16 protein-coding genes are annotated in these 14,795 nt (G+C 53.2%); 4 read left to right on the top strand and 12 right to left on the bottom strand.

The annotated features are described in order from the left end of the window. Window positions 1-691 precede the first annotated feature (691 nt). Entirely contained in the window at window positions 692-916 is a 225-nt protein-coding gene (locus tag DMX10_RS30075) for a BPSL0761 family protein (RefSeq protein ID WP_051241909.1), read from the bottom strand. A 37-nt stretch (window positions 917-953) separates the two neighbouring features. Next, a complete protein-coding gene (locus DMX10_RS30070; protein ID WP_021221975.1) occupies window positions 954-1,940 on the bottom strand; it encodes a DNA-binding protein in 987 nt (328 codons plus the stop codon). A 179-nt stretch (window positions 1,941-2,119) separates the two neighbouring features. Between DMX10_RS30070 and DMX10_RS30065 the strand changes: the two genes are divergently transcribed. Continuing rightward, entirely contained in the window at window positions 2,120-3,061 is a 942-nt protein-coding gene (locus DMX10_RS30065; protein WP_021221974.1) for a site-specific integrase, read from the top strand. A 46-nt stretch (window positions 3,062-3,107) separates the two neighbouring features. On the opposite strand, the gene DMX10_RS32875 is transcribed toward DMX10_RS30065, so the two are convergent. From DMX10_RS32875 to DMX10_RS30050, 5 genes are all read right to left on the bottom strand, one after another. Continuing rightward, window positions 3,108-3,395, bottom strand: a complete 288-nt coding sequence (locus tag DMX10_RS32875) for a hypothetical protein (protein ID WP_158545638.1) — start codon at window positions 3,393-3,395, stop codon at window positions 3,108-3,110. A 105-nt stretch (window positions 3,396-3,500) separates the two neighbouring features. After that, entirely contained in the window at window positions 3,501-4,007 is a 507-nt protein-coding gene (locus DMX10_RS32665; protein WP_146603080.1) for a hypothetical protein, read from the bottom strand. 274 nt (window positions 4,008-4,281) lie between these two features. Continuing rightward, window positions 4,282-4,743 carry an isoprenylcysteine carboxylmethyltransferase family protein gene (locus DMX10_RS30060; protein ID WP_031288716.1) on the bottom strand — a complete coding sequence of 154 codons (462 nt, stop codon included), beginning with the start codon at window positions 4,741-4,743 and terminating at the stop codon, window positions 4,282-4,284. A gap of 5 nt (window positions 4,744-4,748) precedes the next feature. Then, a complete protein-coding gene (locus tag DMX10_RS30055) occupies window positions 4,749-5,429 on the bottom strand; it encodes a thioredoxin domain-containing protein (RefSeq protein ID WP_021221970.1) in 681 nt (226 codons plus the stop codon). Continuing rightward, window positions 5,426-5,860 (bottom strand): disulfide bond formation protein B, encoded by a 435-nt coding sequence (locus DMX10_RS30050; RefSeq protein WP_031288715.1) that lies wholly within the window; start codon window positions 5,858-5,860, stop codon window positions 5,426-5,428. Before DMX10_RS30050 ends, DMX10_RS30055 begins: the two co-directional genes overlap by 4 nt. Window positions 5,861-5,998: 138 nt before the next feature. Here DMX10_RS30050 and DMX10_RS30045 point away from each other — a divergent pair, with 138 nt between their 5' ends. Beyond that, window positions 5,999-6,421 (top strand): helix-turn-helix domain-containing protein, encoded by a 423-nt coding sequence (locus tag DMX10_RS30045; RefSeq protein ID WP_021221968.1) that lies wholly within the window; start codon window positions 5,999-6,001, stop codon window positions 6,419-6,421. A 59-nt stretch (window positions 6,422-6,480) separates the two neighbouring features. On the opposite strand, the gene DMX10_RS30040 is transcribed toward DMX10_RS30045, so the two are convergent. The 4 genes from DMX10_RS30040 to DMX10_RS30025 form a co-directional block, all read right to left on the bottom strand. After that, window positions 6,481-7,803 (bottom strand): OprO/OprP family phosphate-selective porin, encoded by a 1,323-nt coding sequence (locus tag DMX10_RS30040; protein ID WP_021221967.1) that lies wholly within the window; start codon window positions 7,801-7,803, stop codon window positions 6,481-6,483. Between the two features lie 221 nt (window positions 7,804-8,024). Beyond that, a complete protein-coding gene (locus tag DMX10_RS30035; RefSeq protein WP_081672372.1) occupies window positions 8,025-8,918 on the bottom strand; it encodes a LysR family transcriptional regulator in 894 nt (297 codons plus the stop codon). Between the two features lie 339 nt (window positions 8,919-9,257). After that, window positions 9,258-10,652, bottom strand: a complete 1,395-nt coding sequence (locus DMX10_RS30030; protein WP_021221966.1) for a heavy metal sensor histidine kinase — start codon at window positions 10,650-10,652, stop codon at window positions 9,258-9,260. After that, on the bottom strand, window positions 10,649-11,323 hold the full coding sequence (locus DMX10_RS30025) for a heavy metal response regulator transcription factor (RefSeq protein WP_031288711.1): 675 nt from the start codon (window positions 11,321-11,323) through the stop codon (window positions 10,649-10,651). The genes DMX10_RS30030 and DMX10_RS30025 overlap by 4 nt, the downstream gene beginning before the upstream one ends. A 670-nt stretch (window positions 11,324-11,993) precedes the next feature. Here DMX10_RS30025 and DMX10_RS30020 point away from each other — a divergent pair. Both DMX10_RS30020 and DMX10_RS30015 read left to right on the top strand, forming a co-directional pair. After that, on the top strand, window positions 11,994-13,316 hold the full coding sequence (locus tag DMX10_RS30020; RefSeq protein ID WP_111264535.1) for an OprD family porin: 1,323 nt from the start codon (window positions 11,994-11,996) through the stop codon (window positions 13,314-13,316). Between the two features lie 329 nt (window positions 13,317-13,645). Then, window positions 13,646-13,981, top strand: a complete 336-nt coding sequence (locus tag DMX10_RS30015; protein WP_021221963.1) for a DUF2790 domain-containing protein — start codon at window positions 13,646-13,648, stop codon at window positions 13,979-13,981. Between the two features lie 55 nt (window positions 13,982-14,036). On the opposite strand, the gene DMX10_RS30010 is transcribed toward DMX10_RS30015, so the two are convergent. Continuing rightward, window positions 14,037-14,702, bottom strand: coding sequence for a heavy metal response regulator transcription factor (locus tag DMX10_RS30010; protein WP_111264534.1), 666 nt, complete (start codon window positions 14,700-14,702; stop codon window positions 14,037-14,039). Between the last annotated feature and the right edge of the window lie 93 nt (window positions 14,703-14,795).

The raw sequence follows: 14,795 nt of genomic DNA, 5'->3' as shown, positions 1-14,795 counted from the left end.
CAAGCGCTTCGACTTCAAATGCCCCATCGAGGTGATGGGAGAGGTCATGCAAAATGCCATGGCGATGCGGCATGATGCTCCGGCTTCAATTCAATAACCGTGTTGCACTCAGCTCCTGCAACCGCCCAGTTATTTTCGGCTTAGACTCAGATTCCGTCACGGGGATAATTTAAGCGAAGAGCCAGTTGGGGCACTTGGGTTTGCTCATATTAAACGGCTCGCAATGGTTCACCCGTGGCTAGTCAGTGTTGATGATGGCTTCTACGAGGCGCTATTTCTCAAAATTTTAGGCGAAATAAAACTTCTGATCGATTCTGAGTCCAGTGCTGAGATTCGAATTTGCGCTGGTGGTGGAATTCTTACGAATATGATTGAGAATTTCTCAACAACTCGCGGTATGGGCGTTGAATTTGTGCGTAACTTTGATCCTCGTGAGTCAGAGTGCGGGGCGGGTCAAATCTATCAATATGTTACCGAGTCAGAGCGATTCTTGGTGAGAAAAGCTAAGTTTAGTTACCATATAATTCTCTGCAATAACGTGAACTTGATCCACCACGCCCACATTCTCATTTAAGTGCTAGCGTCAAGAAGCTGGCTTGGGTGCTATGTAGTTGGTAACTCATGCGATTGAATAGGGCATTTCGGCCTGATCCGTATGCGGTGCGGCCGCAGACATGGTGGTGCCGGCTGTTCAGCGGTCCATCTTCGAGCTGAAGACGGGCTGGGAAAGTATGCCACGTGGAGATTGCTCTTCATTCAGGCCGGCCTGTAGTACTTCATGCTTGCTCGGATAGTGGCGCAGCAGATGACGGGCTTCATCGCGAATGGATTCCGGTAGGGCAGTGTCACGTGTGAGCCTGGTGAGAAATTCCTGAGTCTGCACCACTGAGCGGGTGCGTTCGTAGGGTAGTGTCATAGCAACCTCCACTCAGCTTCTGCTCTAGTGTGGGGGATCAGGAGTTGTTTGCGATACCGCTGGTCTGCTCAACCAATTTCAATTGTGCGATTGCTTCCGCCAGGCGGGCATTCAGGCTCTCTGCTTTCTGTGACTGATCCTGGGTGACGTCACCAAGCCGGGTCACTTCCTCTTGCAAGGCATGACAGCGTTCCTCCAAGGCTACATTGGTGCGCTCAGTACCGGCCAATGTGCTCTCGGCCACCTTCAGGGCTTGAGTACTCTGAGCGAGAAGCTGTTGCTGCGCATGCTGATCTTTCCGTTGCTGCCTCGCCTCGGCAAGCAGGCGCGCATTGTCGCGATTTAGATGGGTCAGCTCATCCTGTTTGACAATCAAAGTCTGTTTTAGCTGCCGCAGTTCTAGTTGCAGCTGTTGTACCTGTGACTCGTGCCGGCGCTGCTCCTGCTCGCGCTGCTCTTTGTTAGCTTGGCGATAGTGCTCTAAGGCGTCCCGGGCATGCTGATGCTTGTCCTCGAGAGAACTTATCTGGCCATCACGATCTTGTACTCGTCTTTCCAAGTCTAGGTTGGCCTGGGCCAAGCGTGCGAGCTCAACTTCATTCTCCTGGCGTAGCTGTTGCTCGGACGAGAGGGCTTGCTGGTTAGCTTTGAGCTGGTCTGAAAGCTCTTTGCATTGACCTTCCAACTGAAGCGAACGTGCTTCTGCCTGCTGAGTTAGCGCCTGGTGGCGGCTCCGTTCTTGCCCTAAATGCTCGCGTTCTTTGGCTACAGAAGCCTGCGCATCTGCCTTGAGTTGGTCGGAAAGCTGCCTTACCAGATTGGCCAATTGTTCATTGAGGGGGAGGGGAGCGCCGTCCCCGCCGGAGCCGTCTTCGAGCTCTTTGAGATACCGGTGAATGGTGGTCTTCGAACCCGTATTTCCAAGCTCAACTCGTATCGCGTCGATGCTTGGGTTGCTGCCTCGAGCCAAGATCGTCTGGTAGGCCTTTTGTACCAGTGCCTTATTGATGCCGCCGCGGGCCATGGCTTGCTCCTACGATTTCGTATTGGATTACGTACCACGTAATTACATACTGATTATCGAAAAATTAAAATGAGAATTCTGACTGTCTGTCAGATAAAATAATCACGAATTATCCAAGGTGATGCGGCATTTTCGTCGTTGGGCAGTCGCTCACCGGTACACCAAGGGGATATACCCAGATGAGCCAGGACATTGAGCGCTACCTGCAAGCCGGTACCCGCGCCAACACTCGGCGCAGCTACCAGCAAGCGCTCGAGCACTTTGAGGTGAGCTGGGGCGGCTTTCTGCCGGCGACCAGCGATGCCATCGTGCGCTACCTGGTCGATCACGCCGCCACGCTGTCCAGCAACACCCTCAAGCTGCGCCTGGCGGCCTTGGCGCAGTGGCATGTCAGCCAGGGCTTCCCGGATCCGACCAAGACCCCGCTGGTTCGTCAGATACTCAAGGGCATTCGGACGCTGCACCCACGTCAGGAGAAGCAGGCCGAGCCGTTGCAGTTACGCCAACTTGAACAGTGCGTGGGGTGGCTGGAGCAAGCCGAGGGGAGGGCACGAGCGGAAGACGACTGGCCACGGTTGCTGCGCTGTTGCCGCGACCGCGCGCTGATTCTGATTGGCTTCTGGCGGGCGTTCCGCAGTGATGAGTTGTGCCGCCTGCAGGTCGAGCACATCCAGGTAAGGCCCGGGGAGGGCATGCAACTGTTCCTACCCTGGAGCAAAGGTGACCGGGACAACCAAGGCCAGACCTTTAGCGCACCGGCGTTGGCCAGGCTGTGCCCGGTACAGGCCTACGTCGACTGGATTAGCCTGGCGAGCATTGCGCGTGGTCCGGTCTTCCGTGGAGTTGATCGCTGGGGGCACTTAAGTGAGCAGGGTTTGCACCCAAATAGCGTTGTCCCACTCATGCGCGCTGTCCTGCAGGCGGCAGGGCTGCCTGCAGAGCTGTACAGTAGCCACTCGCTGCGCCGCGGTTTTGCCACCTGGGCCACCCGCAGCGGCTGGGATCTCAAAGCGCTGATGCAGTACGTAGGCTGGAGCGATGGTCAATCTGCATTGCGCTATGTCGAGAGCACAGGAGTGTTCCCTGGGCAGCTGAGTGCGCTACAACACATCTCAAACTGACCCGAGGGACTGCCATAAGACCGCATTCCGCGGCCCCGATCTGCACCTAGCTGCGCACTGGGAACACCAGCTCGTCATGTGCGGTGCAAATGAGTCGATGATCCAGCACATGGAAAATTGCAGGGTTCTTGGCATCCTGGGCACCCACAAAGAAGAGGTAACTGCGAGATGCCTGCTTGTCTTTTTTGGCTTTTATGTTCTCTTGCCGGGCTATTTCCAGCTCATTTTTCAGTCGCCCGCGGGCAGCTGCTGACCACTCTCTCCAAAGGACGACCACCTGGTAAGGCGTTAGTTTTTTCTCTTCCCATTCGCCCGCGTTGAGTGAAATGGTCAAGTGTTCGGGCGATTCAGCGGCTGGCGTCCAGGCCAGCTCTCCATAGAAAACGCGCGCATTAGGACATGGCCCCAACCCTTTCGACCGAAGTTTCTTGAAAGCGGTTTAATAGGTCGTTGGGGCAATGCCCGGGATAGCTAAAGAAAGATGCCTATCGAAGGGGAAGCGCAAAAAAGCACGGCAGATAGGACGAATACTGTTTGCTGCGCGTCGTCCCTCTCGGCGCACCAGGCCAGTGGCTCCATCCGACCGCCTGACGCTCTGTGTCTGAGACTCGGTGTGAGGAAGCGCAGGATCGACGATTGTACGGTCTTCAATTAGCTGCAGCCGGGCGGGCGATAAACCTGGCGAGGTCTCCAACTCCTGCTGAACACTGCCGCGCTTGCCCTGCGCTATAACCTTGGTTTCGCCCTCCACCTCACAACTTGAGACGTGAGGGTCACGCAGTTGAAAGTGAGCCCGAACCAAGTTCTCCGGGCCGCAGTAGGAGCGCGGGAAGGCGTGAGTTTGGCAGCCAGGGCATTGGTAGCCATAGGTATCCACTGCCTCCAGCAGTTTAAGGTCTTCGGCCTCAACAATTTCCTGGGTAATACGATCACGAGCGTTGTCCATGACGCTGAAGTCTCCATGGGGGTGGGTGTTCGGCTTATGCAGCTCGCCGCATACTGTCCGAATGGGTCGGACTAAATAAAGGGGTGAAATGGTGAGCGATGAGCTTTATGTTTCCGTCGACGTAGAAACTTCCGGGCCGGTACCGCCGTAGCGGAAATTTAATAATGCTCAGGGTGGTGTCAAAACCTATGGCGTAGCGATATAGCTTGATGAGTGAGGGCAGGAGCTGATGAACTCTGGGCAATAGCTAACGTCGCTCCAGCCACTGTTCTACTCAAACCCACCGCCTCACCTGCAGTTTGTAGCGGGCGAAGTCCTCGCCGAATAGCGTCCCCAAAGCTCTTTCCTCGGGGGCAATCTGGAATCGGTTCATGTACAACACGAATCCAACTACCCCAAGCAATGCAACTGGCGAAGCTAGTGAGATTGACCACGCCCCGAGAATGATCGCGAAGCCAAGGTACATGGGGTTCCGGGTGTATTGGTATATCCCTCCATCGACTAGTGCGGAAGCCCTCTCGGGTTGCAGTGGGTTAACCGTGGTGCGAGCTTGATGAAAGGACCAGACACCTGCCAGGCATATCGTTATCCCTAGCAGAAGCACCGCCAACGTTGCTGTGAGACGTAGGCCAAGCGAGACATCTAGTCTGGGTAGTTGGCTCGATACACCCCACATTAGCGCTCCTATAAGAGTCGCAACCAGAGGTGGGGGAACTCGATTTTCCAAGGTGGACATAGGAATTACTTCCTTGCCTTAGCTACTTCATTATCAACCAGTTTGCGCAAAGGCTCAGGGCCGAACTCGTCAAGGGGGCGTCCATTCACGAAGAAGGTTGGCGTACCTTGAACACCAACTGCTTTAACGTCTTGCATGTCCATCTTCAGCACAGCATCAACCCCAGGTGCGTGCATGTCTGCACGGGCTTTCTCAATATCCAGGCCGACTCTTTCTGCGGCGATCCAGGCTTCTGCAACTTTTGGGTCATCGTGCCAACCAGGTTGGGCTTCAAGTACGGCTTCCAGTACCTGCGTATAAAGGTTTTGCTTTCGGGCAGCCTCTAGCAGGCGCGCTGCCTCCTCAGAGCCTTGGTGAAACAGTACGTAGCGCAGTACTAAGCGAACATCCTTGGGGTTGTCATCGAGGATCTGCTTCACGTGTGGGTAGAAGGCTCGGCATGCTTCGCAGGAAGGGTCAAAGAACTCGACGATGGTCACCGGCGCCTGAGCCGGCCCAAAAATTGGAGAGTGGAACCGGACCAGGTTGCTGGCATTTGACGTAGCTGTGTTCGTTGGCAGCGATGTCTCTGCGGCAGGTTTTTGTGCCTGCAGAGGGTCTGTCGATGGGGCATAGAGGTAAGCGGCGGCAGCAAAGACGGCAAGGACCACCGTGCTGATGATCAAGACCAATGAACGGCGGTTCATGGAGTGGTTCTCCGGCTAATGATGATGAGCAGAACAGTGATCGAGATAAAGGCGGCAAGCGCCAGTCCTGGCAGTGGTATCGCGCCGAAGATGGTCATGGCGTCGCCAGAGCAGGACGGTCCGGTGGCTGTGCAGGGTTGGATCGGTTGAGGAATTAGCCCCGCGTAGAGCAGCGTATGGCCAAACGCCAAAAGTGCCCCGATCCCTGATAGTGGTAGGGCATAGCGCCAGATGGCGAAGTCCGATCGATAGCAGGCGATCGCCAGGATTACTGTAAGGGGGAACATGAAGGCTCGCTGGTACCAGCACAGCACGCATGGGGCTTGCCCCATGACTTCGCCGATGAACAATGCGGAGAAACTTGAGACCAGCGCGACCAGGAACGCTAGTAGCAATAAATTCCAGGTGGCTTGGGATGGTTGTGCCGTCATTGCAGCGCACTCACAGCAAGATGAAGGCAGTTGGCGCGGGGTCTCTCGACCTCCGGCCATTGGTGGCAGGTCATGGTGATGTGCCTCATTGAAAGCCGGTTGTTAGACTGAGGATTATAGCGACTATAAGGTCAAGGGATGATCGAGAAGAGTTTCACTGTGGGGCATTTGGCTCGCCAGACCAACACTAAAGCGGTAACCATTCGCTACTACGAGCAGCTGGGGTTGCTGCCTTCCGTCTCAAGAAACTCTTCTGGTTATCGACAGTACACGGCAGCTGACCGCGACCGACTACTGTTCATTCGCCGCACTCGCGCCTTGGGATTCAGCCTTGATGATGTGCGCCAATTACTGGGGTTTTCGGATCACCGCCAGGCTTCGTGTGCGTCGGTAGATGCCAAGGTCGCGAATCAGTTGGAACAAGTCAGGAGTCGCATACGCGATCTGCAGGGGCTGGAGCAGGAATTAGAGCGCTTGATGTCATGCTGCGGCGGAGGAGTGATCGACGAGTGCAGGATCATTGAGTCACTGAGCTCTAGCCCTGAGCGCAACCCGACATGATGGCGGCTAGCGAAAGAAACAAAGGGCGCTAAGGCGCCCTTTGTTTCTTGGTATGTGGTTTAGAAGACGTACTGAAGCCGCATCACTACTCCGTCGCCGCTGTCATCGCCCACCTCATTGTTTACGTTTTCGGTGCTGGCTTTTACGTAGTTGGCGCTGACTTTGACCGCCTCGTTCGCGTACCAGTTAACACCCACTGTATGAGTCTTGCCTTCGGTATCGCCGACTTGGCGTACAGCTGTACTCGTTGTGAAGTTGTCGTCTTCGACTGTGAAGGAGTCATAGCGATAGAACAGCTCCCAGGCACCGATCTGCTTATTGGCTGGCTTGATAGAGTCGAACTTTGCGCCGTCGAGCTTGTAGATGCGGGGTTCACCGGTGAGTGTGTAGGCAAGTTGTGCGTAGTACCCGTTCACCTGAATGTCTTCAGCTGCAGCATCTGCCTTGAGGGTGCGGCGCAGATATTCACCTTGCACGGAGAAGGCATCCATAGCCCACGCTCCCTCTACACCCCAGACGGCATCATCTTCCCACAGGCCCTCAGTCGCGGTAGCACCGCCGAAGAGGGAGCGGGTGCCGTTGCTGCCCGCGCTGTTGCCGCCGTTAGTGTCTACGCCACGCATGCCCATCCGCGAGCGGATGCGAGTATCGACGGCGGCATCCTGTAGATCACGATAGGCATACTGCAGGCCGAGGTGCAGCACGTTGCCAGGCTCGCTGAGAGGGGCAAATACCCCGCGAGCGTTGTAGCGTTTTACGCTGTCGCCATCGGTATCGTTATTGTTCTCGCTGAAAAGGCTGCCCGAGACGAAGACCGAACTACCAATGACTGAGGAGGCTTGAACGCCTAAGCCCGAATTGTCGTTGATCCATTCGGCGGTGTCGTATGCGAGGTTGCGCTCAAGAGCAGTGGTCCACTTCGAGCTGGTGGCTTTCTCTAGGCCGAAGTCGGTGTAAAAGCGGCCAAATCGCAGATTGACCGGGCTGAAGCCGGTGTAGGTAACACTTGCCTCGTCGAAGTAGCCTGAGCTGTCACTCCCGGTGTTGCGGGACATGTCGTAGTTGATTTGGTACTTCCAGTCCTTGTAAGCGGTACCGCCTAGCTCCAAGAATGCTCTGCGAATGTATGCACCATCTGCGGAGTTACCATTGCGGGTGTAGTAGCCATCAAACATCCCATAGTCGGCTTGGAGGCGACCGCCAAGCTTGAAGCTGAATTCCTTATCGGTGCTGGAAACCTCAAGACCTCCTTTGGTCTTAATCACGAGGTCAGCACCGTCAGTAGTTACAGTGCCGGCGTTAGCTACTGTTGCTGCGCTGCTAAGCAGGAGCGCAATTGTAATTCGGTTCAGTTGTTTAAATTTTCGGGCTGGGTTGATCATGCACTTTTCCTCAATGCCGCTTGGTTTTGGTTGGCGTGAGGAAGGCTCTAAGTGCGGGATTACTGTTTTTGTGGAATTTGATTACATTTTTGCTTCAGTTGGCTTGAGTGGGGCTGGGCCCCGCATGAATCCTGGCGTTGGTGATTGTTTCTGTGCGGATTGAATTATTTCAGAATGATTGCGGATTTATGGTTTTCCTGGAGTTTCTGAGGCTATTGCTGCTACTCGAACCAAGCCTTGCGCTCTTCGAATGCATTTAGAATCAGCTCAACGACGCTTTGTACATCCTCTCGCGCAGCGGCCAGCGGAGTAGTAGACAGCCAGGCCACTCTCTGAATCTTATCGTCAAAGACTTCTTTCAGTGGCAAAAGCTTCTTGTCTAGTTTGGATGCGTATTCAGGGAGTAGGCCAATGCAGGCGGAGCTCTTGATTAGGTCCCAAACCAGCTCATGTTTTGGTGCAAATGTAACGGAGGACTGACGTTGGCTGACTAGCTTATTCCAAGGCCTGAACGCCGCTACTGATTGATTAGTTCGTTGCTGAACCAGCATATAATTATCTAGTGCGTATCTGCTGGTGGGATGCCGACTCTCGGCAGAGTATCTGGTGGCGATATGTGGGTAGAAACTGATGGTGGCAAGCCGGTGTGGTTTTGTCATGGCGAAGCCAGGATCTGGCCGTGGGCTTTCCTGCTCAGCAAGCCAAACCATCACATCGGCTTGCTCTACGGGTGTTCCCTCTAGTGGCAAGAACTCTATGCGAAGCCCGCCATGCTGGCGAATAAACGAGATGAGGTTCCGTGCAAGGATGTCATTCAGCAATGCTTCAGGTGCAGCTATTCGAATCAATTCGGCGTAGGTGTCATCGGCGTTGAGATCGGCATATCTGCGTGCCAGTTCTTGATGGAGAAGCGTCCCTGCATTGGTCAGGTGTAGGGCGCGCTCTTGGTAATGGAGGAGCTGCTCACCAATCTCTACTTCGAGATTTCTTAACTGCTTCCTAAGTGATGTGGGATGTACATTCAAACTCCGGGCGGCTTGTCGGAAACAAGCGCAGCGTGCAGTGACGGAGAATGCTTTGGCAAGATCGCGATCAATAAATATATTTTTAAACATAAATGCCTGCCTACTAACCGGGCCTAACTCTGAATGTCGCAGTGCTAGGCCTTGTTAGAGAGGTTCAAAGGTTGCTTTCAATGCTATTGAGAGTAACCAATTGAACCTGTCAGCAAGATTGCGGAAGAATTACTAATTTGTAAGGTTACAGGGTGGGGTTAGCTGTGAGGCGCAACTGTTTCAATGACTAATCTGCGCAGATCATGGAAGCACCAGTGACTTGCTGGTGGCTGCTTATATTCGTCTGCTGATAGTGGGGTCAGCAGTATAAGTACCACGATTATTTTCTTCATGATAAATTTCGAGGCTGGGCAGCCTGTGGATGTTTATGAGGTGGCCTTAGTCATTGGTCTTTAGCTGAAAGTCTAAATAAAAACAGGTGCGCCCATCTGGATCGACACTGACGCCTGCCGTGCCCTGATGCAGGCTCATAATTGAGCGGACAATGGCGAGACCCAGGCCGGTCCCTCCTTCGCTCCTAGCTCTGCTCTTATCAACTCGATAGAACCGCTCAAAAAGATGGGATAAGTGTTCAGGTGCAATGCCTGATCCAGGATTTCCAACACTCAGTCGAGCAACTGAGGAGTTCTGCTCAATATGCATTCCAACCGTACTCCCAGAAGGGCAGTACCTAATGGCGTTGGATAGTAGGTTGGATATTGCTCGCTGGATCATCAAGCGGTTGCCTCTGACGGTACCGCGACCTGTGACGGAGATTTCAACATCCTTCTCTTCTGCTGTTAGTAAGAAGAGATCTTTGACCCTTTCAAGCTCATCTTGCAGGCAGACAGGCTCGAAATGCACAAGAGCAGCAGGATGACTAACCTGGGCCAGAAATAACATGTCCGAGACGATGCGAGTGACTCGATCCAGCTCCTCTGTGCAGGACTCCAATACTTCTCGGTACTCTTCGGAGGTTCTACCACGAGAGAGCGCAACCTGAGCCTTACCCATGAGGTTGGCTATAGGTGATCGCAGTTCATGCGCAAGATCGTCGGAAAACTGGGATAGCTGTTGCACCCCATTATCCAAGCGATGAAGCATGAAGTTGATGCCATCGGCTAGCTGGCGCAGCTCGCTAGGGAGTCCTGTGGTTGGTAGTCGATGCTCGAGATTGTCAGTAGAGATGCTGGCAGCGACTCTCAGGAAGCTAGTCAGTGGCCTGAGGCCTTGGCGAACGGTAATCCACGAAACGATGAAAATTATCAACAAGATGAGTGGAGACGAAGCAAAGCCCCATTTGAGAAGCGAGCTGAGAAGCTCCTGATCAGACGAGCGATCTACTGTCAGGTAGACCGTCAGGGACGTTCCATCTTTGAGCTGAGTGGTTTGGGCACCGGTCAGCATCAGGCTGGTTGGCTCGCTCTGCCAGTCCTTGAGTATTAACTCGTTGCTCGATGGAAAAGCACTTGGTTGAAAGCGATCAGCCTGGGCCCCGATTGTCAGCAGAGGCGATGCAGGCAGGCTAGGACTGGCGATGTAGACGTAGAGATTGGTATGCCCCATGGCCAGGTCGACCAAAATGTGGGACTTCGACTTAACGTCTTCGAAGCTAGTCGACGCGGCTATGTGATGAGAGAAGCTCGTCATCTTCGACTCAAGCGCCGACTTGGCAATGCGATCGAGTCCTTGAGACAGCATGAAATAGCCAAAAGCCGAGAATGCGGCTACCAAGGCAACGCTCATGAGCCCGACCCTGAGGCCTAGCTGCGCGGCCAGGCTGTTTCGTTTCATGACCGGTCCTCTAGTACATAACCAACGCCACGTAAGGTATGAATAAGCTTGGAGTCGAACGGGTCATCGATCTTGGCGCGAAGACGTCGAATCGATACGTCGATTACGTTCGTGTCGCAATCGAAGTTCATATCCCAGACGAGGGAGATAATTTGGGATCGCGTAAGGACCTCGCCGTTTCGACTCATCAGCAAGTGTAGAAGTGCAAATTCCTTGGTTGTGAGGTCGATACGGTGCTTCCCTCGGTATGCACGATGGCGGCCGGCGTCTAGCTCAAGGTCGCCTACCTGTAGAGTGGTGCTTTCTACAATCTGGTCGCCCCGTCTCAGTAGGGAGCGGACCCGGGCTAAGAGCTCCGGAAACTCAAATGGTTTCACTAGATAGTCATCAGCGCCACCGTCGAGGCCTTTCAGTTTGTCTGCGAGACGGCCCCGCCCCGTCAGCATCATGATGCGCACCCGACTTGTCTTGCGAATAGATTCCAATACACCCCACCCGTCAATGCTTGGTAAGTTTACGTCCAAGATGACAAGGCCATAGGTGTTGTGGTTAAACAGATGTAATGCGTCTACGCCATTGTTGGCTCTATCAACAATGTATCCGCTCTCTGAAAGACCTTGCTGTAGATACTCGGCAGTTTTCGTCTCGTCTTCGACGACTAGTACTCGCATTTTATGCTAGCTACCTAAGGTTCATCATCTTTATATACTGATGCTGACTCTATTATTTATTGTCGTCAGCATTTATATGGTTATCTTGCGCTAGTCTAACCTGCCCGACCTTGGCGTGGTGAAAGGCTACAAATTTGTAATTTCAGCGTAAGGTGGGCGATATATAGCCGTGCTCAAATGGCGATAGAGCCATGGCAAGATATGTCTGCTAGCAGATCATGATTTTTTCACTTTATGGCCTTTAGCATCGGCGGCATTACTCAGTGAATGCCGAGCCTATAGGTGTGACCAATGGAAAATTTGCTCATGTTGATGGTGCTGTTGGGTGGTCAGGCGGACAGTGGTCCTGTGAGCGCCGCTACTGCTTCTGCTGCATCTAGTCAAAGCGAGAAAACTATCGTGCGGCCCAGAGAAAGGTCTTTGGGTCGTGATCTATGCGGACTCCACTCAAGCCTGAAGGCGCACGCTGCTAAAAAGGGTTGAGGCGGGGCTTTCAACTCTAACAGTTGAAGATGAATGCCAGGAGGCAAGCCCTCAACCTTTCAAAATTGTAATTCTTCAATCATCTTGCAGTTAGCTCCGGGCAGTAAGGATAGAGCCGCGGCCGTCATACCTATAACTAGCTTTGGCCGCCCTATTCACAAGAACTGCCAGAACCAATGGAGCTATCATGAACGCCAAAGCTAAGCTTTCGCTTGCTGTTTTCACCGCTATTTGCGGGATGAATTCTGTTGCCTTTGCGGAAGAGCAAAAGGAAGGATTCATTGAAGGAAGCAGCTTCGATATCCTGAACCGTACTTTCTATTTCAATCGCGACGATCGAAACGGTGCTGACGCGCCAGGCGGCGCAGGCTATTCCGAGACACTAGCTCACGGAATCATGGCCAACTTCGAGTCAGGCTTCACTCAGGGTGCGGTAGGTGTAGGTGTTGACGCCTTCGCTATGATCGGCTTGAAACTGGATACTGGTGACGGTCGCAACGGTGGTCGTAGTTCGTTCGATGTCCTTCCTGTGAACAGTGAAGGGGAAGCTCGTGATGAATACACCAAAGTCGGTGGCGCACTGAAAGCCCGAGCATTCGATACCGTTCTCAAGGTCGGTGATGTGTTTCCAGCCACGCCTGTGGTGCACTTCGGCGACTCGCGTCTCCTTCCAGAGTCTTTCCGCGGCATTACCCTCGAGAACAGCAGCATTGAAGGGCTGACTTTGCAGGGTGGCCGTCTCCACTCCATGAGCCAGCCTGTCTCTAGTGACATGCGCGACAACTTTGCCACCTTTTACGCCGGCCCCGTGGATTCACCGTGGGTCGGGTACTTTGGTGGCGACTACAGCGTCAACGAAAACGTTCAGGTAAGCGCTTACAGCGGCCGACTGAAGGATGCTTGGGACCAGTATTACTTCGGTACCTCTCTGACTCAGCCTCTCAACGACGACGTGGCATTGATCGCCGGGTTCAACTACTACAACGCTCAGGACGAAGGTAAGAAGCTCCTGGGAGAACTCAACAACAACATCTGGAGCGCAAAGGTCGGCGTCCAGTTTGGCGGCCATACCGTCACTCTGTCGCATCAGCGCAACAACGGCGACGACGATTTCGACTATCTGCGTCAAGCAGACTCGATCTACCTCGACAACTCCATTCAGTACACCGATTTCAATTCGCCCAAGGAACGCTCCTGGATGGTGCGCTACGACCTGAACATGCAGGCCTACGGCATCCCAGGCTTGTCGTTCATGACTCGCTACGGCAAGGGCACTGATGCGGATTATTCCAATGCAAACGACGTCTATATGCGTCGCGATGATGCGGGAAATCCTTTGACCAATCAGAAGCGCTGGGAGCGTGACATCGAGGCGAAGTATGTGGTGCAGACCGGTTCGCTCAAGGATATGTCGTTCCGGATTCGGCAGGCCAACACTCGCGCCACGCAGTATGAGTCGGATCTCGACGAATTCCGACTCATCGTCGAGTACCCGCTGAGCGTGCTCTAAATTTCGACTAAGTGTGGGCACCTGTGAATGCAGATGCCCAACTTGTCAAATTTGTCATTTTCCAATCATGTTCCTGTTAGTTGCGGTCATATAGATTGGACCTGCAATTGTACTTGGACATATAAGGCTTTGGTCAGCTCTTGGCGGAGTCCCAAGGCCTTATGTTATTCACCTTTGAAGCTTAGTGCTCCTTTGGAAGAGGTGAATCCTAGGCGCTCAGAGATGGGCGCCTTTTTTATTTTTCATAAGTTTCATGATCGTAATTATCTCGTCATCCTCCAGTAAGTGCTGGCGAGATACAGTAGCGTAAGTTCTTATGAGGAATTGCCATGAAGAATATCAAGTACCTGACTGCTGTGGTCGCATCTTTTGTGCTGCAAAGCGCTAATGCATTTTCTGTCGATCTTCCTGATGGAGTGAAGCAGGAGATAGAACAGGAAAGTATGCAGGCGGCAGAGCGCTATGCCGCAAGCACTGGGAAGACGACGCCTCAGCCCGTTGATTATCAATACGGCATGAAGCTCGATGTGGCGAAGGTTGTGTACATGACCCCAACAATAAGTCACTGCGGAAATGTCAGCAAGCTGATGACCTACGAGGACTCACAGGGCGAGCTTTATACTATTCGCTATCTTGTTCAGGGCCAGTGCCGCAATAACAAGTGAGTGATTAAGCAATGGCTCTACTGAGGAGTAGAGCCATTGTGGTTTGTGTGATTTGTTAATCCCGCTCTTCGAGGGTGTATCCCACGCCTCGTAGGGTATGAATCAGCTTATTCTCGAACGCATCATCGATCTTGGCCCTGAGCCTCCGAATTGAAACTTCGACTACATTCGTGTCGCAGTCAAAGTTCATATCCCATACCAGTGAGATAATCTGCGTCCGAGAGAGCACCTCGCCGGTATGTCTCATGAGTAGATGAAGTAGGGAGAACTCCTTTGGGGTAAGGTTGATCTTCGTGTCGCCACGATAGGCGCGATGGCGGCTAGGGTCTAGCTCTAGATCCGCTACCTTGAGCTTATCTGAAATGGCGACTTTGTTACCCCGCCTAAGTAGTGTCCTGGTGCGAGCGAGCAATTCAGGAAACTCAAATGGTTTGACCAGATAGTCGTCTGCCCCTAAGTCTAAACCTTTGACTTTATCAGCCAGACGCCCTCGTGCTGACAGCATCATTATCTTAGTCTCGGTGTTCTCATTTCGTATTCTTTCTAAGACTCCCCAGCCGTCAATTTCTGGAAGATTTACATCAAGCATGATCAAGTCGTAGTCGAATTGATTTGCTAGATGGATTCCATCCTTTCCCGTTGACGCGTTATCAACGAGATATCCACTTTCCTTCAGTCCCTGATGGAGGGCGGTTGCAGGAGCTGAGTGCAACACGGTTATTGAATTGAAGCCGGAGCATCATGCCGCATCGCCATGGCATTTTGCATGACCTCTCCCATCACCTCGATGGGGCATTTGAAGTCGAAGCGCTTG

It is taken from the genome of Pseudomonas sp. 57B-090624, from assembly GCF_003234055.1.
Taxonomy (GTDB): domain Bacteria; phylum Pseudomonadota; class Gammaproteobacteria; order Pseudomonadales; family Pseudomonadaceae; genus Metapseudomonas; species Metapseudomonas tohonis.
Note: the sequence above shows the minus strand (reverse complement) of the source record. Positions and strands in the feature narration are given on the sequence as shown.